We start from the raw sequence: 25,716 nt of genomic DNA on the forward strand, positions 1-25,716 counted from the left end.
ACACCCCGCTCAGCCTGAGCTTGTCGAAGGCCCCTCGCGCAGGGACCGGGCCTTGGACAAGCTCAGGCCGAGCGGGAATTGGGGTTGGATTAGCCGAGCGTGGTCCCTGCCGGAATCGGCCGTCCGCGCAGCAGGTCGGCGGTGTCCATGGCGGGCTTGCCTGCACGCTGGATACGGGTGATGCGGATGGCGCCGGTCCCGCAGGCCAGGGTCAGGACATCGTCGAGCGTGGTGCCGGGCGCGCCGGAACCTTCGGCCACATCGGCGCCAAGCACCTTGTACCGCTCGCCGCCAAGTTCGAAGAAAGCGCCGGGCGCGGGCATGAAGGCGCGGATCTGGCGTTCCACGGCTTCGGCGCTCTGGGCGAAGTCGATCCGGGCCTCGGCCTTGTCGATCTTCTTCGCATACGTCACCCCGTCCTCGGGTTGGGGGACCGGGCGGTGGACTTTGAGGTTGCGCAGGGTGGCGAGCAGGAGCCCGGCGCCCTTGTCCGCCAGTTCCCCGGTCAGTTCGCCAGCGGTCTTGCGGTCGATCGTGGTGCGCAAGGTGGCGAGCATCGGGCCGGTGTCGAGCCCGGCTTCCATCTGCATGATAGTGACGCCGGTGGTGGGATCGCCTGCCAGAATCGCTCGCTGGACCGGCGCTGCCCCGCGCCAGCGCGGCAGGATCGAGGCGTGGATATTGAGGCAGCCGAACCGCGGCGCGTCGAGAATCGCTTGCGGCAGGATCAGCCCATAGGCCGCGACCACCGCGATATCGGCCTCCAGCGCGGCGAACATGGCCTGCTCGTCCGCGCCCTTGAGTGAGACCGGATGGCGCACCTCGATCCCGCGCGTTTCGGCTTCCTTGTGGACGGGGGAGGGCGTCAGTTCCTTGCCGCGCCGACCGCCGGGGCGAGGAGGCTGGGTATAGGCGGCCACGACTTCGTGCCCGGCCTCGACCAGCGCGGCGAGGGCGGGGACGGCGAAATCGGGGGTTCCCATGAAGATGATGCGCATATGTGGGGAAGTCTCCGAATGGCTTGGCCTTGCTTGCGCGAGGCCCTATCTCCCCGATCATGGCATCGCAAGAGATCGAGACGCTCACCGCCGCCCTGTCGCGCCTTCCCGGCCTTGGCCCGCGCTCCGCGCGCCGTGCCGTGCTGTGGCTGATCAAGCGGCGCGAGACGGCGCTGGTGCAATTGCTCGACGCGCTCGCCGCGGTGCGCGAGACGCTGGTGGAGTGCGAGACTTGTGGCAATGTCGATACCGCCAACCCTTGCGGCATCTGCACCGATCCGCGCCGCGATGCGCGTTCGATCTGCGTGGTGGAGGAAGTGGCGGATCTGTGGGCGCTCGACCGGGCGAAACTGTTCACCGGGCGCTATCATGTGCTGGGCGGGCGGCTCTCGGCGCTCGACGGGGTGCGGCCGGAGGATCTGACGATCGACCGTCTGTTCCAGCGGATCGGCGCGGGCGGGATCGACGAAGTGCTGCTGGCGATGAATGCCACGCTGGAGGGACAAACCACCGCGCACTACATCGCCGAACGGCTCGAAGCCTATCCGGTGCGCGTCACCCAGCTCGCCCACGGGCTGCCGGTCGGCGGCGAGCTGGACTATCTGGACGAGGGCACGTTGGCCCAGGCGATCAGGGCGCGCCGTCCTCTGGGGTGACGGTGTCTTCGGCAGGCGCGGGTGTCTCTTCGGGCGCGGAGGGCGTTTCGGGCTGGGCGCTCGGCGCGGACGGGACAGGCGCGATGGCCTTGCCCGGATTTACCCCCTCCTTGATCAGCCAGTAGGCGATACCGTCTGCCGTCATTTGCATGCCGGTCTTGTTGAGGTGCCATTGCAGGCCCTGCTTGCCATCATAGCCCTGCGGAGCGCCGATCATCCAGGGTTCGGGATCACAGGGCGTGTGCATGGCGGAAGCCTGGTTCATCTCGATGACGAGCGCGCCGTTCGCCAGGGCCACGCGCCCGGTGATTTCGGCGAGGCGCTTGCCGATCTCGCGGATGATGGCGGCATTTTCCTCGCTGACGGGCGTAACGGCGCACAGCGATCCGGCAGGCGGCAGCGGCGTCAGGTACTGGACGAAAACCAGCCGGGCTTTCGGTGCGGCGGCGCGCACACGGCGGGCGATCTCGTTGAGCTGCGCCTCGTCGCGCGCATAGTCGGCTTCGGCCGGCACCCGCACCGGCGCGCAAGCTTTCGGCTTGGCGCCTGAGGCCGCAAGCGCTTTCGCGTTGAAGGCGCAAGTGGCGTTGAACAGATTGCCCACGTAGTTGAGGTCATTGCCGCCGATGGTGACAGTCACCAGCCGGGTCTTGGCATCGACGCTGGCAATCTGCGGCGGGATATCGCCCCAGGGGCCGAGAATGTGGTTCGTCGTCGCGCCCGAGCAACTGCGGTCGACCAGAACCATGCCGAAGCGTTCGGCCAGCAGCGTGGGGTAGTTGTTGAGGCTCTGCCCGCAGCGGGCGGGTGCGCCCGGCTTGCCGGGGGGCAGCAAGGGCCCGGCGGCATAGGAGGAGCCCATGGCCACATAGCGCGCGCCTTCCAGACTCTGTTCGACCGAGGCTGTGGCTGTCGCCCCGGTTTCCTGTGCCATTGCGCTGCTGGCACTGCCGAGACCAAGCAGCACGGCGGCTCCGGCCGTGGCGGGCAGCAAAAGAGCTTTCATCACTTCACCCAGTCCAGACCGATCTCTTCGAAAATGTCGCGCGCTTCGGCCCAGTTTTCCTCCACCTTCACATGCAGGAAGAGGTGGACTTTGTGGCCCAGGATTTCCGCCAGTTCCTTGCGTGCGGCTTCGCCGATATCGCGAACCTTGGCACCGCGCTTGCCCAGTACGATGGCTTTCTGGCTATCGCGCGCAACGACGATCTGCTGGCGGATCTCCACCGAACCGTCACGTTTGTGCGTGTAGCTTTCCGGGCGCACGGCGGTGTCATAGGGCAGCTCGTCGTGCAATTGCTTGTAGAGCTGTTCTCGCGTGATCTCGCAGGCAAGCAAGCGTTCCGAAGCGTCGGAAACCTGGTCTTCCGGATAGTGCCAGGGGCCTTCGGGCATCAGTCCGGCCAGCCGGGTCTTCAATTCGCCCACGCCGTCACCGGACAGGGCAGAGACGAAGAACACTTCGTCGAAATCGGCCTTGGCGGTGAGATCCTGCGCCAGCACCAGCAGCGGTTCCTTGGCGCTCGCATCAACCTTGTTGAGCACCAGCAGCTTGCGCTCGGGCCGGTCCTTCAGGGTTTCGAGCAGGGGCTCCAGTTCATGGCGGCGCTGCTTCACGGCATCGACCACCAGCAGGATCGCATCGGCTTCCTGCGCGCCTTCCCAGGCGGCGGCGACCATCGCCCGGTCGAGGCGGCGCTTGGGCGCGAAGATACCGGGGGTATCGGCGAGGATGATCTGCACTTCGCCTTCCAGCGCAATGCCCATCAGCCGCGCGCGGGTGGTTTGCGCCTTGGCCGAAGTGATCGCCACTTTCTGGCCGACCAGCGCATTGACCAGCGTGGACTTGCCCGCGTTGGGAGCGCCGATGACGGCGACGAGACCGCATTTTTCGGTCATGCTGTGAAACTGTCCTGTTCGTGATGTGGGTTGGAGCATGGCACCGGGCCCGGTATGGGTGGACAGGCCATTGGAGCCATCGTCCGCTCGTTCCGGGCAGGGCGCAGAATGCCTGCGCCGAAGCCGGAACTCAAGCGAACTTCCTCATGAATTCCTCGGCCGCCTGTGTCTCGGCATCTTGCTTGGAATTGGCGGTGGCCTGTGCAGAGCCGACGTTGTAGACGTGGACTTCGACCGTGAAACGCGAGGCGTGATCGGGGCCGGAGCGGTCCACCAGGCGGTATTCGGGCATGCGGCGGCGGTTGCCTGCGGCCCATTCCTGCAGCGCAGACTTCGGGTGCTTGCGCTTGCCGGTCTTGCCCGTGAGCGTGCCGGACCACAGGCGGCGGACCATGTCGCGCGCGGCGGAAAAGCCGTGTTCGGTAAAACAGGCGCCGATCATCGCTTCCATCACGTCGCCCAGGATATTGTCCGAATCCTCGCCGCCGTCGTCGCGCGCCTGCTTGCCCAGCCGCATGTGCGGGCCCAGGCCGATCTCGCGCGCGATCCGGGCGCAAGTCGCGCGGCTGACGAGCGCGTTGAGCCGCTGCGAGAGCCGCCCTTCGGCCTCGTCACTGTTCTGGTAGAGCCATTCGGCTACCGCGAGGCCCAGCACCCGGTCGCCCAGGAATTCCAGCCGTTCGTAATTGCGCTTTTCCCCGGTGGAGCCATGCGTCAGCGCCGAGAGCCACAGCGCCTCGTCGGCGGGAGCGTGGCCTGCGTGCCCGGTCAGGAATGCGCGGGTCTTGTCATCAAGCATACCGGCAATGCACTTAGAACGTGCCTCCGATACGGTTCCAGCGGGCCGCCGTGAACCAGGTCCACGGCTTGAGCCATTCGGCCGAACCATCGGTGGAGAACATCATTACGGCGGCCTTGCCCACCAGGTTGGCCTGCGGGACCATGCCGACGCCTTCGCCCTCGACCGCCGGGAAGCGGCTGTCGAGCGAATTGTCGCGGTTGTCACCCATCATGAACATGTGACCTTCGGGCACGATGAACACGCCGGTATCGTCCTGCGGCGTGCGGCCAAGGTCGAGCACGTTATAGCTCTTGCCGTTGGGAAGCGTCTCGCGGAACTGGGGGTAGTGGCACGAAGTGGTGCCGTCCTTGGCCGTGCGCTCGAACTGCGGACCGTAGCAATGCGTGTTCGGAGACACCGGAACCACGAAATCCGCGACGGGCTTCTTGGGGACGGCCTTGCCGTTCAGCCAGACCTGCCCGCCCTTGATCTGCACTTCGTCACCCGGCAGGCCGATCACGCGCTTGATGTAGTCAACATCGTTGCCCGGCGGCGCCTTGAAGATCACCACGTCGCCGCGCTCCGGCTGGCTGGCGAAGATCCGGCCCGGAATCAGCGGCACACTGAACGGCAGCGAATACTTCGAATAGCCGTAGGACCACTTGGTGGCGAACAGGTAATCGCCGTCCAGCAGCCGGGGCAGCATGGATTCGCTGGGAATGTTGAAGGGCGAGATGATGAAGCTGCGCAGAACCACCACGCCCAGCACCAGCCAGATCAGGAATCCGAAGAAACTTTCGTCTTTCTTGGCGGGGGCTGCCTGTGTCTCGGCGGCCGGTGTGGAGGCAGGCTGTGCGGCCGGGGTTTCGCTGGCGCTAGGGGTGTCGCTCATTCGGGAACCCTTGTTGCCAGCAGCGCCTTACGTCAAGTGCGATCCCGCTCAAGACACGACACGGATCGACAATTGAACAACTCTTGCTTGGATTTGGGTCACGTAAAACGCATAAGGCGCGCTGTTTGCCCATCTGGAGTATCAAGGCATGAGTGAAGCGGTCTGGAACAAGCTGAAGGGACTGGACAAACCGGATCTGGGCCAGCTCTTTGCAGCGGATCCCCGCCGTCTGGACACTTATGCGTCCGCATTCGAACTGGGGGATGAGGAAAACTCCTGTTCGATCCGGTTCGACTGGTCGAAGACTCACCTCGACGCCGCGCACGTCGCCGCGTTCGAGGAACTGGCGGAGGCGATGGACTTCGCAGGGCGCCGCGCGGTGCTGTTCGCGGGCGGCATTGTCAATCCCACCGAAGGACGGGCGGCCGAGCACAGTGCGCAGCGCGGCGTCGGCAGCGAAGAGAGCGTGGCACTGGCGCAGGAATACCACCATCGCATGGCCGCCATTGTCGAGGCTATCCATCGCGGCGCGATGGGTGAGGTGAAGCACCTCATTCACATCGGCATCGGCGGATCGGCGCTCGGCCCGGCACTGGCGATCGACGCGCTGGCGCGGGAAGGGGCGATGGTCGATGTCCATGTCGTCTCCAACATCGACGGCTGCGCGCTCGAACAGGCGTTCGCGGCCTGCGATCCGGCCACCACGATGCTGGCGGTGGCTTCCAAGACTTTCACCACCATCGAGACGATGACCAACGCCGAAAGCGCGCTGGTCTGGCTGCGCGAGAACGGGGTGGAGGATGCTTACGGCCGCGTTGTCGCGCTGACCGCCTCGCCCGAGAAAGCGATGGAATGGGGCGTCGATGAAACGCGCATCCTGCCTTTCTCGGAAAGCGTGGGCGGGCGCTATTCGCTGTGGTCCTCGATCGGCTTTCCGGTGGCGATGGCACTGGGCTGGCCGGACTTCGCCGAGTTCCTGGCGGGGGCTGCTGCCATGGACGAGCATTTCCGCGACACCGACGGCATGGCCAACCTGCCGCTGCGCGCGGCCTTTGCCGATCAGTACTACACCCGCTTGCGCGGCTGCCAGACGCGGGCCGTTTTCGCTTACGACGAACGCCTTGCCCTGCTGCCCGACTATCTGCAGCAGCTCGAAATGGAATCGAACGGCAAGAGCGTGAAAGTGGACGGCTCCCCGGTCGATGGGCCGACGGCACCGATTACCTGGGGCGGCGTTGGCACCGATGCGCAGCACGCGGTGTTCCAGCTGCTCCATCAGGGCACCAATCTTGTGCCGGTGGATTTCATCGCATCGATTGCGCCGGGCCATGATCTCGCTCTGGAGCATCACCGCATCCTGCTCTCCAACTGCTTCGCGCAAGGCGCCGCGCTGATGGCGGGCAAGCAGAGCGGCGATCCGGCCCGCGCTTATCCGGGGGACCGTCCGTCGGCGACGATCCTGCTCGACGAAGTCGGTCCGGCCACATTCGGTGCGCTGATTGCGTTCCATGAACACCGCACTTTCGCCAACGCGGTGCTGATGGGGATCAACCCGTTCGACCAGTTCGGGGTCGAACTGGGCAAGGAAATCGCCAAGCAGATCGAGAAGGGCGGCACGACGTTCGATCCTTCGACCGAGGCGCTGCTGGCGCTGGCCGGGATCAGCTGACGGCATTGTAGGCCGCAGGCCGGGTGGTTCTGCGGCCTGTGTGTTAGGAACTTGGAAGTAGCAACGGTTCACAAAGATATCCGGAGCTTTCCCCGCCTGGTAAAGGGAAAGCCCCGGGTCCACGGGAACAGGGGATGAGGCCATGGCGGGGCCTTTACGGAATTTGCGCGGTTCGATGCTGGCGAGCGGGCTGGCATTGGCACTTGCCGGGTGTGGCGGCGGCGGGGGTGTCAATTCGACGCCCGCGCCAACACCGGCCCCCACACCGGCGCCTGCCCCAACTCCAACGCCGTCTCCCGCGCCCACGCCTCCGGCGGGTTACGTTATTGTGCCCGAAAGCCAGCAACCGGTGCGGTCGGCGGAGGACGACGCCGAGTACCGGAACAACTACGTCTCGTTCGAATACGTCAATGCGCTCTACGCGCTCGACCATGGCTGGACGGGGCAGGGCGTGCAGGTCGCCGTTCTCGACGACGGCGTGAAGGAAGTGCCGGAGCTTCAGGGCAAGATCTCCAGCCTTAGCCGTGACTATGGCACGATTACCGAAAACGGCGTGACGACAGACCGCAATGTGATCGGTGACGACTATTCCGACCACGGCACCATGGTTGCAGGCGTGATCGCCGCGGCCAACAATGGCACGGGCGTTCAAGGCATTGCGCCTGGTGCTGAAATCGTCGCCCTGCGGATCAGCGAGATCGATCTCGATGCCACTAATCCAGACGAGCAGGAGACCCTGGGCATCGGGCTGTCGCAGGCCATCGCTTACGCAGGCAACCAGGGCATCAAGGTGATCAATGCCTCGATATCCAAGCTCGATCCGTCCACGCCCAGTCCGGGCTGGTCGCAGGCCGTGGCCAGTTATCAGGCATCCGGCGGGCTGTTCGTCAACGCGGCGGGTAACGAGAGCGCGGCGAATGCGGATGGATACCTCGATCTCGATGCCAGCAACTCGCGGAGCTGGCTTTTCGTCGTCGCCTTGCAAGGCACGCAGACGAGCTACGAACTGACGGATTATTCGAACCAGTGCGGCGCCACGGCGATGAACAATTGCGTTGCGGCGATGGGCACCAATGCCTCGCAGGACGTGGACGGTTCGCTCGTATTGTTCAGTGGCACCAGCTCCGCAACGCCGCAGGTCAGCGGTCTGGCCGCGCTGATCCTGAGCAAGTGGCCGCAGCTTACCGGGGTGGAAGCCGGGCAGGTTATCGTGAACACCGCGCGCGACATCGGGGCGCCGGGCGTCGATCCTGTGTTCGGGCACGGGCTGATCGACGTGCGGGCTGCGCTTTCGCCTGTGAACCCGGTGCTGTCGAACGGGGTAACCCAGACTTCGGCGGCGGGAACCGTGATGGTGGTGCCGGGGGCCGTGGGCGCGGCGGGATTCGCCGGTAAGGCGCTTGGCAATGTGACGGTGCTCGATGCCTATGGGCGCGATTATGCAGGCGATCTGTCCGGGCTGGTGGTGCGTCAGGGCAAGGACCGCAGCTGGCTGAATCGCCGGGTGGAAGTGCAGGCCCATGCCGGGGCAACCTCGCTCGCCACACCGCATCTGCAGGCAAGCGCCGGGTTTGCCAGCCTGCGCGCCGGGCCAGGCACGGACGAAGTGCGCACGATGCTCACCAATGGCCGGATTGCCGTGCGCAGCGGCAAGGCCTGGTTTACCGCATCGCTCAACTCCAGCGATTCGGTGGCGGATGAATTCATGGGGCTGGCTCCCAGCTCGGATGCGGTCTTTGCTTACTCGCCGGTGGCCGATATGACGCTGGGCGCGCGTTACCCGCTTGGCGGCGGCCAGCTTGGCATCGAGGCGGTGGGCGGCCGCACCGGATACGGCTCGGCCAGCGGGGCGGTGGTGTCCTGGCGCAAGGCGGGGATGCGGCTCAAGGCAGGCTATCTGGACGAAACCGACGTGGTGTTCGGCACACCCACTGGCAGCGGAGCCTTGCGGTTCGGCGATGGCGCGCGGACCGTGTTCGCCGAGGCCGCGCATGAGGCCCGGTTCGGACGATGGACGCTGAATGGCTACGCGAGCTTGGGCGCTACGCGGCTCAAGCTGGCAGGCGATATGCTGCTGACCCATGCAGGCACGCTGCTCACCAACCGTTTCGGGCTGACGGCAAGCCGTCCGCTCGGCAAAGGCCGGGTGAGCTTCGGGGTGGTGCAGCCGCTCACGGTTATATCCGGCAGTGGGACGTACACAGTGGGTTCCAGTTACGACCTTGCCAGCCGCTCGCTGCTGTTCAGCAACCGGCGGGTGGATTTTTCCGGACGTACCGATCCATTGCTGACATTCGGATACATGCGCGGCGGTGCGCACTCGCAGTTGCGCGTCGGCGTCGCGGGTAACGCCGGTGCCAGCGATGTGCGGGCGCTGGGAACCTGGCGGCTCACGCTGCCCTGAGCGGGGTTAATTCGTCAAAGCCGGTTGGCAATCGGCGCTTCCATGCCCCATATGCGCCCGCGACCGATCCAGAGACGGGCGATAGAGGAGCATGTGCATGGCCGAATACGATTACGACCTCTTCACGATCGGTGCCGGTTCGGGCGGCGTGCGCGCCAGCCGCGTGGCGGCGGCCCATGGCGCCAGGGTTGCGGTGGCGGAAGAGTTTCGGGTCGGCGGCACATGCGTGATCCGGGGCTGCGTGCCCAAGAAGATGCTCGTTTACGGCGCCCATTTCGCCGAGGATTTGGAAGATGCCCGCCACTTCGGCTGGGACATTCCCGAAGCCACGTTCGACTGGGTCAAGCTGCGCGATAACGTCCTTAACGACGTGGACCGGCTAAACGGCCTCTACACCCAGACTCTGACCAATCACGAGGTGGAAATCTTCCACGAACGCGCGGTGATCACCGGCCCGCACGAAGTGACCCTGTCGAGCGGCGAGAAGAAGACCGCGAAGTATATCCTCATCGCCACGGGCGCCCGCCCGCTGATCCCCTCCTTTCCGGGGCACGAACTGGGCATCACCTCCAACGAGGCGTTCCACCTCGATGCGATTCCCGGCCGGGCGCTGATTGCCGGGGCAGGCTATATCGCCAACGAGTTCGCGGGCATCTTCAACGAATTCGGCGCGAAGGTGACGATCATCAACCGTTCGGACCAGCTGCTGCGCGGCTATGACGATTCGGTGCGTGACCGCTTGCTGCAGATTTCGATCACCAAGGGCATCGACTTCCGCTTCAACGCCGAGTTCGAGAGTATCGAGCAGAATGAAGACGGTTCGCTCAGGGTTTCGATGACGAACCATGATCCGATGGATGTCGATTGCGTGCTCTTCGCGACCGGCCGTGTGCCGAATATCGATGGACTAGGCCTTGAGGCCGCAGGCGTCGAAGTGGACGGGAAAGGCGCGATCGTGGTCGATGAGCACTCGAAGACCAGCGTCGATCACATCTACGCCGTGGGCGATGTGACCAACCGCGTGCAGCTTACTCCGGTGGCGATCCGCGAGGGGCAGGCTTTCGCTGACACGGTGTTCGGCGGCAAGCCTTCCACCGTGGACTATTCCTGCATCCCGTCTGCCGTGTTCAGCCATCCGCCGATTGCGGCCGTCGGCATGACCGAGGGCGAGGCACGTGGAAAGCTGGGCTCTATCAAGGTCTACACCAGCGATTTCCGGCCGATGAAGAACGTCGTGGCCCACCGGGACGAACGTTCGCTCTACAAGATGATCTGCGATGCGGAGACCGATCAGGTCGTGGGCCTGCATATGATCGGCCCGGAGTCGCCGGAAATCATGCAGGCTGCGGCCATCGCCATCAAGGCGAAGCTGACCAAGGCCGATTTCGATGCGACCGTGGCGGTTCACCCGACGATGTCCGAGGAACTCGTACTGCTGAAGTGATATCCGCCGGGCCGGGGTTTGCATGAATGGGTGAGGGGGGTATCCCCCTCGTATGCGAATTTCCCGATGGCTCGCCGCGATTCCTGTCGCGTTGCTTTCGACGCCTGCGCTGGCACACGGCGGGCATGTTCATGCGGACGCCAATCCTTGGACGCTCTGGCAGCTTTCGCCGGAAATCCTGCTGGGGCTTGTCGTCGCGGGGCTGATCTACTGGCGCGGCAGCCGCCATGGTCTCGTCGACGAGCGCTGGCGCATCGCGGCGTTCTTCGGCGGCCTTCTGGCGCTGTTCATTGCGCTGATCTCTCCGGTGGAGCGGCTGGCGGACCATATCTTCGCCGTCCATCAGGTGGAGCACATGCTGCTGCGCACGGTGGCGCCGATGCTGCTGTTCCTCTCGCGCCCGCAGGCGGCTTTGGTGCGGGGGCTGCCGAATGGGGTGAGCCGGTTCTTCGCGGGCAGTGGCTGGTTGCGCAAGGTCCTCGATGTGTTGCGCTTTCCGCCGGTTGCGACCGTGCTGTTCCTGCTCGCGAGCTATTTCTGGATGCTGCCGCATTTTCACGACATGGCCATCCTCGACGAGCCGATTCACTATATGTGGCATATCAGCCTGCTGGTGACGGGGCTGATCTTCTTCTCGGTGATCTTCGACCGCCGCACCGCGCCGCAGGGGCCGGGGCTGGGGACACGGCTGGGCATGTTCGTCTTCGCGGCGCTCGGCAATATCTTGCTGGGCGCGTTCCTGACCTTCAAGACGGTGCCGCTCTACGATGCCTACATTGCGCTGGGGCATATGTGGCACGTTTCCATGCTCACCGACGAGCAGACCGGCGGCATCATCATGTGGATACCCGGCACCATGATGTTCGCGGTCAGCGCCATCCTGGTGATCCACCGCTGGGGCAGCGAGGAAGACCGCGTTACCGCCCGCCGCTTGCGTACCGGGCGGGAGATGACGGCGGCCAGCGCCGGGGCGAACCGCACGCTGGCCTTTGGTCTTGCGGGCTTTGCGCTGGTGCTGCTGGCGATCGTCTTCAGCGTGGTCGCCATGATCGATCACCCGCACAGCAAGGCGCATGACTTCGGAGCCGCCGGGCAGATGTGGGGCTGATCGCAGGGCAGGTATCGGCCCGGCGAAAACCGCCGGAACGGCCACGCGATTTGTTTTAATCGAGCGATTAAAATGGTTGACCTCGGCGCATCAACCTGCCTTAGCGGTGCCAGCAATTCCTGCTGGAACCACTGCGGACAAGGGAAGCCTGATGTCAGCCAATATCGCCGAAATGGAAAGCCGCCGTGCCGCCGCCAAGATGGGCGGCGGGCAGCGCCGCATCGATGCACAGCACGCCAAGGGCAAGCTGACCGCCCGTGAGCGTCTGGAAGTTCTGCTCGACGAGGGCAGCTTCGAGGAGATGGACCTCTACGTCGAGCACGACTGCGTCGATTTCGGCATGCAGGACCAGAAGATCCCAGGCGATGGCGTCGTTACCGGATCGGGCACGATCAACGGCCGTCTGGTCTATGTCTTCTCGCAGGATTTCACCGTGTTCGGCGGCTCGCTTTCGGCCCGCCACGCGCAGAAGATCTGCAAGGTCATGGATGCGGCGATGAAAGTCGGCGCGCCGGTGATCGGGCTCAACGATTCCGGCGGCGCGCGCATTCAGGAAGGCGTGGCCTCGCTCGGGGGCTATGCCGATGTGTTCCAGCGCAATGTCACGGCCTCGGGCGTGGTGCCGCAGCTTTCGCTGATCATGGGGCCCTGCGCGGGCGGCGCGGTCTACTCGCCCGCGATGACGGACTTCATCTTCATGGTGAAGGACAGCTCCTACATGTTCGTGACCGGCCCGGAAGTGGTGAAGACGGTCACCAACGAAGTCGTCACGCAGGAAGAGCTGGGCGGCGCGATCACCCATTCCAGCAAGACCTCGGTGTCCGATCTGGCACTGGAAAACGATATCGAGGCGCTGCTGGCGGCGCGCGATTTCTTCGACTTCCTGCCCAGCTCCAACCGCGACGAAGCACCCGAGCGCCCGAGCGCCGATCCGTGGGACCGGACCGAGGAAAGCCTCGACACGATCATCCCACCCAACGCCAACCAGCCTTACGATATGCACGAGGTGATCCGTAAGACCCTCGACGAAGGCGAGTTCTTCGAGCTGCAGCCGCTGCACGCGGGCAATATCATCGTCGGCTTCGGCCGTGTGGAGGGGCGCACGGTGGGCGTCGTCGCCAACCAGCCGATGGTGCTGGCGGGCGTGCTGGACATCAACTCCTCGAAGAAGGCCGCGCGTTTCGTGCGCTTCTGCGATGCCTTCAACATCCCGATCCTGACCTTCGTGGACGTGCCCGGCTTCCTTCCCGGCACCGATCAGGAGCACAACGGCATCATCAAGCACGGCGCCAAGCTGCTGTTCGCCTATGCCGAAGCGACCGTGCCGAAGATCACCGTGATCACCCGCAAGGCCTATGGCGGCGCCTATGACGTCATGAGCTCCAAGCATTTGCGCGGCGATCTCAACTACGCCTGGCCGACCGCCGAAATCGCGGTGATGGGCGCCAAGGGCGCGGTGGAGATCATCTTCCGCGGGCAGGACGCGGACGGCATCGCCGCCAAGACCAAGGAATACGAAGACCGCTTCGCCAACCCGTTCGTGGCCGCCAGCCGCGGCTATATCGACGAAGTGATCTATCCGCACTCCACCCGCCGCCGCATCGCGCTGGGGCTTCGCAAGCTGCGTAACAAGCAGCTCGAAAACCCTTGGAAGAAGCACGACAACATTCCGCTGTAACGCGGGGATGGCACTCTTGCCGCAGGGCACGGGAGTGCCGCTCCGGCGCCTATCACGGTCGGAACCCGGGCATCATCGCCTTGTTTCCGGTCATAACTGAACAAGGGATTGGAAGCAGCTCATGGAAGACATCTACATTGTCAGCGGCGTGCGCACGGCGGTCGGCGACTTCGGCGGTTCGCTCAAGAGTTTCGCGCCGTCGGATCTGGGCGGCATGGTCGCTACCGAAGCGCTCAAGCGTGCGGGCGTGGAGCCAGAGGCTATCGAGCACATCGTGATCGGCCAGGTCATGCCCAACAGTGCCCGCGACGAGATGCTCAGCCGCGTGATCGGCATCAATGCCGGAGTGCCGCTCTCCACCCCGGCGCTGACGCTGAACCGCTTGTGCGGTTCGGGCGTGCAGGCGATCGTCTCCGCCGCGCAGATGATGAAGCTGGGCGAGGCCAGCGTTACGCTTGCGGGCGGCGCGGAATCGATGTCGAACGTGCCCTATCACGACCACGGCGTACGCTGGGGCCGCAAGATGGGCGCGAACACGCAGGAAGATGCGCTGACGCTCGGTCTGTCGGACGCCATTGGCGGCTACCATATGGGCGTTACGGCCGAAAACGTAGCCGAGCGGCATCAGGTCACCCGTGAGGATATGGACGCGCTGTCGGTCACGAGCCACCAGCGCGCCGCGCGCGCCATCGCCGAAGGCCGCTTCAAGGAGCAGATCCTTCCGGTCGAGGTGAAGACCCGCAAGGGCGTGACCGTGTTCGATACCGACGAGCATGTTCGGGCCGACACCACCATGGAAGTGCTCGGCAAGATGAAGCCGACTTTCAAGAAGGATGGTTCGGTCACGCCGGGCAATGCCTCGGGCATCAACGATGCCGCCGCTGCCGTTGTCCTGGCGACCGGCAGCGAAGTGGAAAAGCGCGGGCTCAAGCCGATGGCGAAGATCGTCGCTTGGGGCCATGCCGGTGTGGAACCGGAATACATGGGCGAAGGCCCGATCAAGGCCGTGCCGATCGCGCTGGAGCGTGCAGGCATGACGCTTGATCAGATGGACGTGATTGAAAGCAATGAGGCCTTTGCCGCGCAGGCCGCTGCCTGTGCCAAGGTACTCGGCTTCGATCCCGACAAGGTGAACCCCAACGGTTCGGGCGTGAGCCTGGGCCATGCGGTCGGCGCCACCGGTGTGATCCTCACGATCAAGGCGATGTATGAGTTGAAGCGCATTGGCGGCAAGTACGGGCTCATCACCATGTGCATTGGCGGCGGTCAGGGCATTGCCATGATCATCGAGAACGTTTGACGAATTTGGGGAGTATGCACCCATGAAACTTGGACGCATGAACCACATCGGCGTTGCTACGCCCGATCTCGACGCCTCGATCGCGTTCTACCGCGATGTGATGGGGGCCACCGACATTACCGAGCCTTTCGTGCTCGACAGCCAGAAAGTGCGCGTCTGCTTCGTCAATACGCCGGGCGAGAACGGCACGGCGGGTACGCAGGTTGAGTTGCTGCAGCCCACCGAAGCGGACTCGGCCGTCGGCAAGTGGCTGGAGAAGAACCCGCTCGGCGGCCAGCACCACGTTTGCTATGAAGTGCCCGATATCCACGCGGCTAAGGCGTGGTTCGAAAGCAAGGGCAAGCGTGTGCTGGGTGAGCCGCGCATCGGTGCCCACGGCACTCTGATCTTCTTCGTCCACCCCAAGGACATGGGCGGCCAGCTCACGGAGATCATGGAAACGCCCAAGGAAGCCCACTGACATTCACGACAGGCGCCCCAGGAGAGAACAGGGCGCCGGACCGAGGAACCGGATTATGGCAGAGATCAACGACTGGAAGGCGCTGGCCGAAAAGGAAGTGAAGGGCAGGGATCTGACCTGGAACACCCCCGAGGGCATTCCGGTCAAGCCGCTCTACACCGCCGAGGACGTCACGGCCGATCCGGGCCTGCCCGGCTTCGCGCCGTTCACGCGCGGCGTGAAGGCTTCGATGTACGCCGGGCGCCCGTGGACCATCCGCCAATACGCCGGTTTCTCAACCGCCGAGGAATCGAACGCTTTCTACCGCCGCAATCTGGCAGCAGGCCAGAAGGGCCTTTCGGTCGCGTTCGACCTGGCGACGCACCGGGGTTATGATTCCGATCACCCGCGCGTGGTGGGGGACGTCGGCAAGGCCGGTGTCGCCATCGATTCCGTCGAGGACATGAAGATCCTGTTCGACGGCATCCCGCTCGACGAGATGTCGGTTTCGATGACCATGAACGGCGCGGTGATCCCGTGCCTTGCCTTCTATATCATCGCGGCGGAAGAGCAGGGCGTCACGCCGGACAAGCTCACCGGGACCATCCAGAACGACATCCTCAAGGAGTTCATGGTCCGCAACACGTATATCTATCCGCCCGAACCCTCGATGCGGATCATTTCGGACATTTTCGCATATACCGCGGATAACATGCCGAAATTCAACAGCATTTCCATCTCTGGCTACCACATGCAGGAAGCCGGCGCGACGCAGGTGCAGGAACTGGCCTTCACCATCGCCGACGGTATGGAGTACGTGAAGTACGGCGTCGCCTCGGGCCTCGATATCGACAAGTTCGCCGGGCGCCTCAGCTTCTTCTTCGCCATCGGCATGAACTTCTTCATGGAGATCGCCAAGCTGCGCGCCGCGCGCACGCTGTGGCACCGTGCCATGACCCAGCTCGGCGCCCAGTCCGAACGGTCCAAGATGCTGCGCACCCACTGCCAGACGTCGGGCGTCTCGCTGCAGGAGCAGGACCCGTACAACAACGTCATGCGCACCACGATCGAGGCGATGGCGGCGATGCTGGGCGGCACCCAGTCGCTCCACACCAATGCGCTCGACGAGGCGATCGCGCTGCCGACCGATTTCTCGGCCCGCATCGCGCGCAATACGCAGATCGTGATCCAGGAAGAGACCGGCATGTGCAATGTCGTCGATCCGCTGGGCGGCTCCTATTACATCGAGGCGCTGACCAAGGATCTGGTCGACAAGGCCTGGGAAATCATCGAGCGGGTCGAAAGCGAGGGCGGCATGGCCAAGGCCGTGGGCGCGGGCTGGCCCAAGGCGATGATCGAGGAAGCCGCAGCCGCCCGTCAGGCGCGCGTGGACAAGGGCGATGACGTCATCGTCGGCGTCAACAAGTACCGCCTCGCCGAGGAAGAGCCGATCGAGACGCTTGAGGTCGATAACCACAAGGTCCGCGAAGCCCAGATCGCCCGCATCAAGCGCACCCGCGAAAACCGTGACGAGGCGAAGTGCCAGGCCGCGCTCAAGGCACTGGCCGAAGGCGCGAAGGCGCCTGCCGGTCCGGGGGCAAACATGCTGGCGCTGGCCGTCGATGCCGCGCGCGAGCGTGCGACGCTGGGTGAAATCTCCGACGCAATGGAAGCCGCTTTCGGCCGCTACGGCACAACGCCGACCCCGGTGAAGGGCGTCTACGGCGGCGCCTATGCAGGCGACAGCCGCTATCAGCAGGTACTGAACGGCGTCGAGGCCGTGACCACCCGTCTGGGCCGCGCGCCCAAGCTCTTCGTCGCCAAGATGGGGCAGGACGGCCATGACCGCGGTGCCAACGTGATTGCCTCGGCCTTCTCCGACATGGGCTTCGATGTCGTGTCCGGTCCGCTGTTCCAGACGCCGGAAGAGGCCTGCAAGATGGCGCTGGACAACAATGTCGATGCGGTGGGCGCCAGTTCGCTGGCGGCCGGGCACAAGACGCTGATTCCCGAACTGATCGGCCATCTCAAGGAGGCCGGGCGCGCCGATATCAAGGTGGTCGCCGGAGGCGTGATCCCGCCGCAGGATTATGACTTCCTCAAGAAAGCGGGCGTGCAGGGCATCTATGGCCCCGGCTCGAACGTGGTCGAATGCGCCGCCGACATGCTGCGCCTGCTTGGCCACAATATGCCGCCGGTCGGTTCCGAGCTGGAATCGGCCGAGTAAAAGGCGGGCCCGGCACGTGTCACTCGGCTTCTCGGTAGAAGATCTGCTTCCCAGCGCACGGGTTTCCGGCCCGCTGCGCATGGGGCTGGTCAAGCTCGCCGAGAGCGCGTGGCTCGATCCGCAGCCCGATCTGGCCGCGCGCCAGGCGGCTTTCGATGCCCATCCCGAAAGCGTGATCGTGCGGCCCGAAGCCGAAGCGGGCATCGCCGAACTGGCCGGGCTGCTGGGCGTGGATGGCGGGCTTGAAGCCTGCGCGCGCTCGGTCTGGGAAGACCTGTGCGTGATGGTGCAGGATGCGCCCGGCGCGCCGTTCCGCCTCGGCGCGGCTGCCGTTGCGTTTCCCACCGACTGGCGGATTGCGGAGAAGATGGGGCAGGCCGTCCATCAGGTGCACGCGCCGATCCACGGCTATGCCGAAAACCTCTCTGCCGGTGTCGACAAGTTCCTGAACGGCTTGCAGTCGTTCAACATCTTCGGGCGCACCAATGCCTTCGTCGTCGCCTCGGATGATCTTCGCTACATGCCCGAATTGCCGCCTGAACATCGCTTTGCCCATGTCACGGCCGACAATGCGGGCGAAACGCTGTTCGTGCGCTGCGAGCGTGAGGCGCTGCGCCGCTTGCCGAAATCGCGGGCGATCGTCTTTACCATCGGCATCTACCGCGCGCCGCTCGGGTCTTTGAGCGATGCCGCGGTGGCGCGTATCGCGCAATCGGTGGGAGGCCTTCAGGCCGGGGAACTGGAACGGCGGGCCGCACCGCACTATGGAATGGCCTTGCAAGGCTATGCGGCGATACGCGCGGCCAACCGGCAGGCAGCCTGAGGAGGAGAGGATCATGACCCACAAACTGGAAACAATGACCGTCCATGCAGGATGCGAGCCTGATCCCGCGACGAATGCCCGCATTACTCCGATCTATCAGACGGCCAGCTATGTCTTCGACGATGTCGATCACGCCGCGCGCCTGTTCAATCTCGAAGAATTCGGGAACATCTACACCCGGATCATGAATCCCACCAACGGCGCGCTGGAAGGCAAGATTGCCGCGCTGGAAGGCGGCGTGGCGGCTCTGGGCGTGGCATCGGGCCATGCCGCGCAGCTGGTGGTGTTTCACACACTGATGGAACCGGGCTGCGAGATCGTCGCGTCCAAGAAGCTCTATGGCGGTTCGCTCAATCAGCTTGGCCAGTCGTTCCGCAAGATGGCGTGGGAGACCGCGTTCGTCGATGCGGACGATCCGGCGAATGTCGCCGCCGCCATTACGGATAAGACCCGCGCGGTCTTCGTGGAGAGCCTTGCCAATCCAGGCGGTGTCGTCACCGATATCGCGGCCATTGCGAAGATTGCGCATGATGCTGGCGTGCCGCTGATTGTCGACAACACGCTGGCGACCCCGGCGCTGTGCCGCCCGATCGAACATGGCGCGGACATTGTCGTCCATTCGGCGACCAAATTCCTCAATGGCCATGGCAATGCCGTGGGCGGGCTGATCGTCGATTCCGGCAAGTTCGACTGGATGGCTTCGGACAAGTTCGCGACGATCAGCGAGCCCAACCCCAGCTACCACGGGATGAAACTGGGCGAGACGTTCGGCGATATCGCCTTCATCATCGCTTGCCGCACGCTAGGCCTGCGCGATCTGGGCCCGGCGATGGCGCCGATGAATGCGTTCCTGGCGCTGACTGGCATGGAAACGCTGGCGCTGCGCATGGAGCGGCACTGCGCCAACGCGCTGCATCTGGCGCAGTGGCTGCAGGCGCATCCCAAAGTGGCCTGGGTCAACTACGCGGGCCTGCCGGAAAGCCCCTATCACCAGCTCGCGCACAAGTACCTGGAGGGCAAGGGCGGTGCGGTGTTCACTTTCGGGGTGAAAGGCGGCTATGACGCTGGCGTGAAGCTCGTTTCGCAAGTGAAGCTGTTCAGCCATCTTGCCAATATCGGAGATACGCGCTCGCTGATCATCCACCCCAGTTCGACCACGCACCGCCAGCTTGAAGAAGGCGCGCAGATCGAGGCCGGAGCCGGTCCGGACGTCGTGCGCGTTTCGGTTGGCATCGAGCATATCGACGATATCGTGGCCGACCTGGCGCAGGCCCTGGAGCACATCTGAATTTATGACTGAAGCCCCCCAGACAGAACCCCGTACCGACTGGACGCGCGAGGAAATCGCCGCGCTGTTCGATCTGCCGTTTACCGAGCTGGTTTTCCGCGCCGCCGAAGTCCACCGCGCGAACCACGCGGCCAACGAAGTGCAGCTTTCCACGCTGCTTTCGATCAAGACCGGTGGCTGCGCGGAAGACTGCGGCTATTGCTCGCAGTCGGTGAAGGCGGACAGCGGCGTCAAGGCGACCAAGCTGATGGACGTGCAGGCGGTGCTGCAGCGCGCGGCGCAAGCGGCCGATCAGGGCTCCACCCGTTTCTGCATGGGCGCCGCCTGGCGCAACCCCAAGGACCGCGACATGCCCGCCATCATCGAGATGGTGAAGGGCGTGCGCGAGATGGGCATGGAAACCTGCATGACGCTGGGCATGCTGACGCCCGAACAGGCCGACATGCTCAAGGAAGCCGGGCTCGATTACTACAACCACAACATCGATACCTCGCCCGAACGCTACGATCAGGTGATCACCACACGCACGATGGAGGACCGTCTCGATACGCTCTCCGAAGTGCGCCGCGCCGGGATCAATGTGTGTTCGGGCGGCATCGTCGGCATGGGCGAGACGCGCGAGGACCGCGTGGGCTTCGTCCACACGCTGGCGACGCTGCCCGACCATCCGCAGTCGGTGCCGGTGAACGCGCTGGTGCCGGTCAAGGGCACGGTGCTGGGCGACATGCTGGCCGATACGCCGATGGCCAAGATCGATGATGTGGAATTCGTGCGCACCGTGGCGGTGGCGCGGATCACCATGCCGCATTCGATGGTGCGCCTTTCGGCGGGCCGCGAGTCCATGTCCGAGATGACACAGGCGATGTGTTTCATGGCCGGCGCCAACTCGATCTTCACCGGCGACAAGCTGCTGACCGCGCCCAACGCGGGCGACGACACCGACGCGGCGATGTTTGCGCGGCTTGGGTTGAAAGCGATGGCCATCAGCGAAACGCAGGAGCAGGTGGACGCCTCGCGGATGCCGAAGGGCTGCGTGAAGATGGAACCGGCTGAGTGACGTTGCCGCCTCGCTCCCGTCATCCCCGCGCAGGCGGGGATGACTCTGCCTTGTGGGACATTGCGGCGAAGCGGGGCTCTCGCCTGCGCGGGTACGAGGTTGAAGGGGAGTGAGCTACGGCGATGGCGGTAACAGTGATCTCGCTAAGCACGTTGGCTGCATCGCCCTGGGACTGCTTGGTTCGGCATTTGTGATCATGATGTTGTTTGGCGCTGTAGCGGGAGATTGTGCGCCAAACGCTGACGGAACGGGATGTGAGAATGATGGATCGATCAACTTCCTGATGTTTCCAGGGAGCCTGATCCTTCTGATCGGAATTGGAATTTTCGCCGCGTGGCGAGTGACGAAAGACAGGGACTGATGTTCAAAAAAATCCTCATCGCAAACCGGGGCGAGATTGCCTGCCGTGTGATCAAGACTGCCCGCCGCATGGGCATCCAGACGGTGGCCGTCTATTCAGACGCGGACGCCCGCGCGCCGTTCGTGCAGATGGCCGACGAGGCCGTGCACATCGGCCCGCCGCCCGCCTCGGAATCCTACCTGATCGCCGACAAGATCATCGCCGCCTGCAAGCAGACCGGCGCCGAGGCGGTTCACCCTGGCTACGGCTTCCTCTCCGAACGTACCTCGTTTGCCGAGGCGCTGGCGGCAGAGGGCATCGAGTTCATTGGCCCACCCGTCAATGCGATTGCCGCGATGGGCGACAAGATCGAGTCCAAGAAGCTTGCCAAGGAAGCCGGCGTCAACGTCGTGCCCGGCTATGTCGGCGAGATCGAGGATACCGAGCATGCGGTGCGCATCTCCAACGACATCGGCTATCCGGTGATGATGAAGGCTTCGGCCGGCGGCGGCGGCAAGGGCATGCGCCTTGCCTATTCCGAGCAGGACGTGCGCGAAGGCTTCGAGGCGACCAAGCGGGAAGGTCTGAACTCCTTCGGCGATGATCGTGTTTTCATTGAGAAATTCATTCTCAACCCGCGCCACATCGAGATCCAAATTCTGGGCGACAAGCATGGCAACGTGCTATACCTCAACGAGCGCGAGTGCTCGATCCAGCGCCGTCACCAGAAAGTGGTCGAGGAGGCACCGTCGCCTTTCGTCACGCCCAAGATGCGCAAGGCCATGGGCGAGCAGTGCGTCGCGCTGTCGAAGGCGGTGGGCTATTATTCGGCCGGTACGGTCGAGCTGATCGTTTCGGGCGCCGATCCGACGGGCGAGAGCTTCTACTTCCTCGAAATGAACACCCGTCTGCAGGTGGAGCACCCGGTCACCGAGTGTATCACCGGCGTCGATCTGGTCGAGCAGATGATCCGCGTGGCCGCGGGTGAGAAGCTGGAGATGACGCAGGACGATGTGAAGATCGATGGCTGGGCCATCGAGAACCGCGTCTATGCCGAAGATCCCTATCGCGGCTTCCTGCCCTCCACGGGCCGCCTCGTGCGCTATCAGCCGCCGGTCGATGGCTGGACTGACGACGGTGCCGAGAATGGCCGCCGCGGCGTGGACGGCGTGCGCGTGGACGATGGTGTCTATGAAGGCGGCGAAGTCTCGATGTTCTACGACCCGATGATCGCAAAGCTGATTACCTGGGGCGAGACCCGCGACGAAGCGGCGGACAAGCAGATCGCCGCGCTCGATGCCTTCGAGCTGGAAGGTCTCGGTCACAACATCGATTTCGTCTCAGCCATCATGCAGCACCCGCGCTTCCGCTCGGGCGAACTGACCACCGGCTTCATCGCCGAGGAATATCCCGAAGGCTTCCACGGCGCCCCGGCATCGGACGAACTCAAGGTGAAGCTGGCGGCCGTCGCTGGTTTCGTTGCTGCCGCCCGGGCCGACCGCGCGCGCCGAGTCGATGGCCAGCTCGCCACGCCGCTCGATCCGCCGTCCGACTGGACGGTCACGATCGGCAAGGAGCCGTTCGAAGTCGTGATCGACGAGGACGTGGTCATCGTGAACGGCGCCGAAGTCGATCTGGCGCTGGAATACACGCCGGGCGACCGCTTCATCGATGCCGAAGCCGATGGCGAGGACATCACGATCAAGATCGAGCCGACCCGCACCGGTTTCAGGATGACCACACGCGGCGCGATCCATCAGGTCGGCTGCCTGCCCACCCGCGTGGCTTCGCTGAGCGGGCACATGATCGAAAAGATCCCGCCGGATCTTTCGAAGTTCCTCATCTGTCCGATGCCAGGCTTGCTGGTTTCGCTGAACGTGGGTGAAGGCGACCAGGTCGAGATCGGCCAGCCGCTCGCGGTGGTCGAGGCGATGAAGATGGAAAACATCCTGCGCGCCGAAAAGGCGGGCACGGTGAAGTCCGTCAGCGCCAAGGCTGGAGAAAGCCTTGCAGTCGATGCGATTATCCTCGAATTGGAATAAATGCATCTAGACCACGATCCCGCCGCCGCTGCCTGCCCCGAAATCACGTTCGACGATTTTCTCAAAGTCGATATCCGTGTGGGCACGGTGGTGGCGGCGGAAGTCTATGAGGGTGCGCGCAAGCCCAGTTACAAGCTGCGGATCGATTTCGGCCCCGGCATCGGCGAGAAGAAGAGCGTCGGGCAAGTCGCGGCGCTCTATTCGCCCGAGGAACTGGTCGGGCGTCAGGTGGCGGCCGTGGTGAACTTTCCCCGGCGCCAGATTGGTAAGGCCGTTTCCGAAGTGCTGACGCTCGGCTTTGCGGATGAGGAGGCGCGGGTGACGCTCTTTTCGCCCGATAAGCCCGTGCCGGACGGCTCCCGGCTGTTCTGATGGCGAGCTTCGGCCAAGTGCTGTCCGGCGCGGAAGTGCTGGAGGATGGGTTGGCGCTGGATGTGCCCGAGAGCTGGCATCAGGGGCGCACGGCCTATGGCGGCTTTTCCGCCGCGTTGACGCTGGCCGTGGCGCAGCAGGCGGGCGGCGAGGGGTTGCCGCCGCTACGCTCGGCGCAAATGGCGATGATGGCGCCCGTCAATGGCGGTGTTGAGGTGCGCGCCCGGATCGAGCGGGCCGGGCGCAATGCGATCTGGATTTCCTCTGCGATACATGGCGAGAAGGGGCTGGCTTTCAGCGCCAGCTTCGTTTTCATGGGCGCTGTCGAGAGCGCGTTGCACATCAACGAGCGGCCCGTTCCCGAGGGGCTCGTGCCTGCGGATGAGGCGCATCCGGTAGCCTATACCCGCCATACACCGGCGTTCCTTGCCAGCCATTTCGAGACACGCCACGCGCTGCCGCCATCTGCGGAACGGCGGCCGGAGATGTGCCGCTGGGTCCGTTTGGCCGAGCGCGATGGGATCGATCCGATGGTGGAACTGCTGCTTGTCGGCGATGCCCTGCCGCCGGGCGTGATGCCGCTGATGCATGCGGCCGTGCCGGTTTCGACGATGCACTGGCAGGTGAACCTGCTAACCCCGGCGCCGCGCACGCGCGATGGCTGGTGGCTGATGCGCTCTATCGGCGACTATGCCGAAAAGGGGTGTTCAAGCGAGCGTGAGGCAACCTGGAACGCATCGGGCGAACCGGTGATGGCGGGGATGCAGTCGATCGCGCTGTTCGGCTGACGGGCGCGCTGTTCCTGCTCAGGCGGGCGCGGGCTCTTTCATCAACCGGTCTGCCAGGAACAGCTTGAACGCGCCGAAGCCCATGAAAGCGATGACGGCCGATGCGACGTGGAGCAGCCAGAACTGCGTTGCGGGCATCGTTTCCAACAAAGTGCCGATCTTGCCCACCGCCAGATTGGCGCCGAAGAACGAGAGGTAATAGATCCCCACGATCGAGCCGGAGAGCGCGCGGGGGGACAGCCGGGTGAACAGTGCCAGGCTGACGGGCAGTACGTGTGCAAAGGCGATCGAGTTCACAAGGTGGAACATCACCGGCCAGAACAGCCCGATCTTGCCCGATCCCTGTGTAGCAGCCGCGATATAGAGGCACAGGCCGCCCGCGATGCCGAAGGCGCAGCCGATGATCATCTTGCTCAGATCGTCCGGCTCCTTGCCGGTGCGCTTGCCGATCCACGCCCAGAATGCGGTTACGCCGACAAGCATCGAGAAGGAAAAGGCCGCATCGACAGTGATCATCCAGCTCGTGGGCAGCGTGATCCCGAAGAAGGTAAGCTGGAACTGCTGGTCCGCCCACACGAGGTAGGCATTGAAAATTTCCTGATTGGTCAGGAGCGACACTGCCATGATCGGCATTAGCAGCAATACGGCGGCCAGACGCGGGCCGTCTCCGCGTTGGAACCGGGCGCGCGGCTGCGCCGATGCAGGACGTTTGCCGCTGTCTGCCGGGAGCCAGGGGCGGGCATAGAGATAGAGCAGCAGTCCCAGGACCATGACCACGCCCGCGCAGCCGAAGCCCCAGTGCCAGCCCACTTCCTCGCCCAGCGTACCGGAAATAAGCGGTGCAACGATCACCGAGACGTTGATGAAGATGTAGAAGATCTGGAACGCCATGGCGCGGCGGTTGTCTTTCGGATCGTAAAGCTCGCCCACCTGGCTGGCGATATTGCCCTTGAACAGCCCGACGCCGATGACGAGCGCGATCAGCGCGAAGAGGAAGGCGCCTTCGATTGCCATCAGGAAATGGCCGAGCGACATGATCAGCCCGCCCGCGATCAGCGCGGCGCGGCGGCCCAGAAACAGGTCGGCCAGAATGCCGCCAAGGACCGGGGTGAGATAGACGAAAGCCGTGTAAAGGCCGAAGATCTCCGAAGCGAGCGGTTGCCCTTCCAGGCCGGGGAAGATGTGGGTCTTGAGCCATTCAAGCCCGATAACGCTTTCCTGATGGCCCGGCAGCAGCAGGTACTTGACCATATAGAGCGTCAGCAGCGTCTGCATCGAATAGTACGAGAAGCGTTCGCACCCTTCGACCAGTCCCAGAAAGCCGAGCCCCTTGGGGTGGCCGAGGAAGGCGCGGTCGTCGCGTCCGGCTTCCTCCGGAAAGTCGAGCTCAGGTGTCGCTTCGGCTGCTGTCATGCGGTTTTTCTCTCGTGACCCGTAATTATCTTATTGCTTTGCGTAACACGGATACGCGTGCGCGCAATGTCACGTTGACGTCATGGCGTCAATTTTCG

Annotated in this window: 22 protein-coding genes; 16 read left to right on the forward strand and 6 right to left on the reverse strand. The window is 64.2% G+C overall.

Translation table 11 applies throughout. The annotated features are described in order from the left end of the window. Positions 1 to 89 precede the first annotated feature (89 nt). Positions 90 to 998, reverse strand: a complete 909-nt coding sequence (gene fmt / locus MTR66_RS15540) for a methionyl-tRNA formyltransferase (protein ID WP_243922688.1) — start codon at positions 996 to 998, stop codon at positions 90 to 92. A 59-nt stretch (positions 999 to 1,057) separates the two neighbouring features. Here fmt and recR point away from each other — a divergent pair, with 59 nt between their 5' ends. Further along, the gene (gene recR, locus MTR66_RS15545) at positions 1,058 to 1,654 is read left to right on the forward strand and encodes a recombination mediator RecR (protein ID WP_243922690.1); all 597 of its coding nucleotides are present in this window, start codon (positions 1,058 to 1,060) and stop codon (positions 1,652 to 1,654) included. On the opposite strand, the gene MTR66_RS15550 is transcribed toward recR, so the two are convergent. The 4 genes from MTR66_RS15550 to lepB form a co-directional block, all read right to left on the reverse strand. Next, positions 1,629 to 2,660 (reverse strand): SGNH/GDSL hydrolase family protein, encoded by a 1,032-nt coding sequence (locus MTR66_RS15550; protein ID WP_243922692.1) that lies wholly within the window; start codon positions 2,658 to 2,660, stop codon positions 1,629 to 1,631. The two genes, recR and MTR66_RS15550, sit on opposite strands and share 26 nt — an antisense overlap. Beyond that, positions 2,660 to 3,553: a GTPase Era gene (gene era / locus MTR66_RS15555; protein WP_243922694.1), complete on the reverse strand. Its 894-nt coding sequence runs from the start codon at positions 3,551 to 3,553 to the stop codon at positions 2,660 to 2,662. The genes MTR66_RS15550 and era overlap by 1 nt, the downstream gene beginning before the upstream one ends. A gap of 130 nt (positions 3,554 to 3,683) precedes the next feature. Next, on the reverse strand, positions 3,684 to 4,352 hold the full coding sequence (gene rnc, locus MTR66_RS15560; protein WP_243922696.1) for a ribonuclease III: 669 nt from the start codon (positions 4,350 to 4,352) through the stop codon (positions 3,684 to 3,686). 13 nt (positions 4,353 to 4,365) lie between these two features. Then, complete coding sequence (gene lepB, locus MTR66_RS15565) at positions 4,366 to 5,226, reverse strand: signal peptidase I (RefSeq protein ID WP_243922698.1); 861 nt, start codon at positions 5,224 to 5,226, stop codon at positions 4,366 to 4,368. Between the two features lie 148 nt (positions 5,227 to 5,374). On the opposite strand from lepB, the gene pgi reads away from it, so the two are divergent. The 15 genes from pgi (at position 5,375) to MTR66_RS15640 (ending at position 24,205) form a co-directional block, all read left to right on the forward strand. Further along, complete coding sequence (pgi, locus tag MTR66_RS15570; protein ID WP_243922700.1) at positions 5,375 to 6,895, forward strand: glucose-6-phosphate isomerase; 1,521 nt, start codon at positions 5,375 to 5,377, stop codon at positions 6,893 to 6,895. Between the two features lie 142 nt (positions 6,896 to 7,037). Further along, positions 7,038 to 9,299, forward strand: coding sequence for a S8 family peptidase (locus MTR66_RS15575; protein WP_268740534.1), 2,262 nt, complete (start codon positions 7,038 to 7,040; stop codon positions 9,297 to 9,299). 97 nt (positions 9,300 to 9,396) lie between these two features. Beyond that, positions 9,397 to 10,743: a glutathione-disulfide reductase gene (gene gor, locus MTR66_RS15580; protein ID WP_243922702.1), complete on the forward strand. Its 1,347-nt coding sequence runs from the start codon at positions 9,397 to 9,399 to the stop codon at positions 10,741 to 10,743. Between the two features lie 52 nt (positions 10,744 to 10,795). Beyond that, on the forward strand, positions 10,796 to 11,851 hold the full coding sequence (locus tag MTR66_RS15585; protein ID WP_243922704.1) for a cytochrome c oxidase assembly protein: 1,056 nt from the start codon (positions 10,796 to 10,798) through the stop codon (positions 11,849 to 11,851). Positions 11,852 to 12,002: 151 nt separating this feature from the next. Beyond that, positions 12,003 to 13,529 carry an acyl-CoA carboxylase subunit beta gene (locus MTR66_RS15590; protein WP_243922706.1) on the forward strand — a complete coding sequence of 509 codons (1,527 nt, stop codon included), beginning with the start codon at positions 12,003 to 12,005 and terminating at the stop codon, positions 13,527 to 13,529. Between the two features lie 121 nt (positions 13,530 to 13,650). After that, positions 13,651 to 14,829: a beta-ketothiolase BktB gene (gene bktB, locus MTR66_RS15595; RefSeq protein WP_243922708.1), complete on the forward strand. Its 1,179-nt coding sequence runs from the start codon at positions 13,651 to 13,653 to the stop codon at positions 14,827 to 14,829. A gap of 22 nt (positions 14,830 to 14,851) precedes the next feature. Further along, positions 14,852 to 15,289 carry a methylmalonyl-CoA epimerase gene (gene mce, locus MTR66_RS15600; protein WP_039283584.1) on the forward strand — a complete coding sequence of 146 codons (438 nt, stop codon included), beginning with the start codon at positions 14,852 to 14,854 and terminating at the stop codon, positions 15,287 to 15,289. A gap of 55 nt (positions 15,290 to 15,344) precedes the next feature. Next, a complete protein-coding gene (gene scpA, locus MTR66_RS15605; protein ID WP_243922710.1) occupies positions 15,345 to 17,495 on the forward strand; it encodes a methylmalonyl-CoA mutase in 2,151 nt (716 codons plus the stop codon). A 16-nt stretch (positions 17,496 to 17,511) separates the two neighbouring features. After that, the gene (locus MTR66_RS15610; protein ID WP_243922712.1) at positions 17,512 to 18,318 is read left to right on the forward strand and encodes a heme-dependent oxidative N-demethylase subunit alpha family protein; all 807 of its coding nucleotides are present in this window, start codon (positions 17,512 to 17,514) and stop codon (positions 18,316 to 18,318) included. Positions 18,319 to 18,331: 13 nt separating this feature from the next. Next, the gene (locus MTR66_RS15615; RefSeq protein ID WP_243922714.1) at positions 18,332 to 19,606 is read left to right on the forward strand and encodes an O-acetylhomoserine aminocarboxypropyltransferase; all 1,275 of its coding nucleotides are present in this window, start codon (positions 18,332 to 18,334) and stop codon (positions 19,604 to 19,606) included. Positions 19,607 to 19,610: 4 nt separating this feature from the next. Next, positions 19,611 to 20,663 (forward strand): biotin synthase BioB, encoded by a 1,053-nt coding sequence (gene bioB, locus MTR66_RS15620; protein ID WP_243922716.1) that lies wholly within the window; start codon positions 19,611 to 19,613, stop codon positions 20,661 to 20,663. A 109-nt stretch (positions 20,664 to 20,772) separates the two neighbouring features. Continuing rightward, the gene (locus tag MTR66_RS15625; RefSeq protein ID WP_243922718.1) at positions 20,773 to 21,024 is read left to right on the forward strand and encodes a hypothetical protein; all 252 of its coding nucleotides are present in this window, start codon (positions 20,773 to 20,775) and stop codon (positions 21,022 to 21,024) included. After that, entirely contained in the window at positions 21,024 to 23,045 is a 2,022-nt protein-coding gene (locus tag MTR66_RS15630) for an acetyl-CoA carboxylase biotin carboxylase subunit (RefSeq protein ID WP_243922720.1), read from the forward strand. Before MTR66_RS15625 ends, MTR66_RS15630 begins: the two co-directional genes overlap by 1 nt. Beyond that, entirely contained in the window at positions 23,046 to 23,417 is a 372-nt protein-coding gene (locus tag MTR66_RS15635; RefSeq protein WP_243922722.1) for a tRNA-binding protein, read from the forward strand. Next, entirely contained in the window at positions 23,417 to 24,205 is a 789-nt protein-coding gene (locus tag MTR66_RS15640; RefSeq protein ID WP_243922724.1) for a thioesterase family protein, read from the forward strand. The genes MTR66_RS15635 and MTR66_RS15640 overlap by 1 nt, the downstream gene beginning before the upstream one ends. 18 nt (positions 24,206 to 24,223) lie before the next feature. Here the strand turns inward: MTR66_RS15640 and MTR66_RS15645 are convergent, their stop codons facing one another. Continuing rightward, positions 24,224 to 25,618 (reverse strand): peptide MFS transporter, encoded by a 1,395-nt coding sequence (locus MTR66_RS15645; RefSeq protein WP_243922725.1) that lies wholly within the window; start codon positions 25,616 to 25,618, stop codon positions 24,224 to 24,226. Positions 25,619 to 25,716: the final 98 nt, after the last annotated feature.

This window comes from Novosphingobium beihaiense (assembly GCF_022832375.1).
GTDB classification, from domain to species: Bacteria; Pseudomonadota; Alphaproteobacteria; order Sphingomonadales; family Sphingomonadaceae; genus Novosphingobium; species Novosphingobium beihaiensis.

Bases quoted from the DNA above. Each gene is read 5' to 3' on its own strand.
- fmt (WP_243922688.1), bottom strand. From the start codon at position 998: ATGCGCATCATCTTCATGGGAACCCCCGATTTCGCCGTCCCCGCCCTC.
- recR (WP_243922690.1), top strand. From the start codon at position 1,058: ATGGCATCGCAAGAGATCGAGACGCTCACCGCCGCCCTGTCGCGCCTT.
- MTR66_RS15550 (WP_243922692.1), bottom strand. From the start codon at position 2,660: ATGAAAGCTCTTTTGCTGCCCGCCACGGCCGGAGCCGCCGTGCTGCTT.
- era (WP_243922694.1), bottom strand. From the start codon at position 3,553: ATGACCGAAAAATGCGGTCTCGTCGCCGTCATCGGCGCTCCCAACGCG.
- rnc (WP_243922696.1), bottom strand. From the start codon at position 4,352: ATGCTTGATGACAAGACCCGCGCATTCCTGACCGGGCACGCAGGCCAC.
- lepB (WP_243922698.1), bottom strand. From the start codon at position 5,226: ATGAGCGACACCCCTAGCGCCAGCGAAACCCCGGCCGCACAGCCTGCC.
- pgi (WP_243922700.1), top strand. From the start codon at position 5,375: ATGAGTGAAGCGGTCTGGAACAAGCTGAAGGGACTGGACAAACCGGAT.
- MTR66_RS15575 (WP_268740534.1), top strand. From the start codon at position 7,038: ATGGCGGGGCCTTTACGGAATTTGCGCGGTTCGATGCTGGCGAGCGGG.
- gor (WP_243922702.1), top strand. From the start codon at position 9,397: ATGGCCGAATACGATTACGACCTCTTCACGATCGGTGCCGGTTCGGGC.
- MTR66_RS15585 (WP_243922704.1), top strand. From the start codon at position 10,796: ATGCGAATTTCCCGATGGCTCGCCGCGATTCCTGTCGCGTTGCTTTCG.
- MTR66_RS15590 (WP_243922706.1), top strand. From the start codon at position 12,003: ATGTCAGCCAATATCGCCGAAATGGAAAGCCGCCGTGCCGCCGCCAAG.
- bktB (WP_243922708.1), top strand. From the start codon at position 13,651: ATGGAAGACATCTACATTGTCAGCGGCGTGCGCACGGCGGTCGGCGAC.
- mce (WP_039283584.1), top strand. From the start codon at position 14,852: ATGAAACTTGGACGCATGAACCACATCGGCGTTGCTACGCCCGATCTC.
- scpA (WP_243922710.1), top strand. From the start codon at position 15,345: ATGGCAGAGATCAACGACTGGAAGGCGCTGGCCGAAAAGGAAGTGAAG.
- MTR66_RS15615 (WP_243922714.1), top strand. From the start codon at position 18,332: ATGACCCACAAACTGGAAACAATGACCGTCCATGCAGGATGCGAGCCT.
- bioB (WP_243922716.1), top strand. From the start codon at position 19,611: ATGACTGAAGCCCCCCAGACAGAACCCCGTACCGACTGGACGCGCGAG.
- MTR66_RS15630 (WP_243922720.1), top strand. From the start codon at position 21,024: ATGTTCAAAAAAATCCTCATCGCAAACCGGGGCGAGATTGCCTGCCGT.
- MTR66_RS15635 (WP_243922722.1), top strand. From the start codon at position 23,046: ATGCATCTAGACCACGATCCCGCCGCCGCTGCCTGCCCCGAAATCACG.
- MTR66_RS15640 (WP_243922724.1), top strand. From the start codon at position 23,417: ATGGCGAGCTTCGGCCAAGTGCTGTCCGGCGCGGAAGTGCTGGAGGAT.
- MTR66_RS15645 (WP_243922725.1), bottom strand. From the start codon at position 25,618: ATGACAGCAGCCGAAGCGACACCTGAGCTCGACTTTCCGGAGGAAGCC.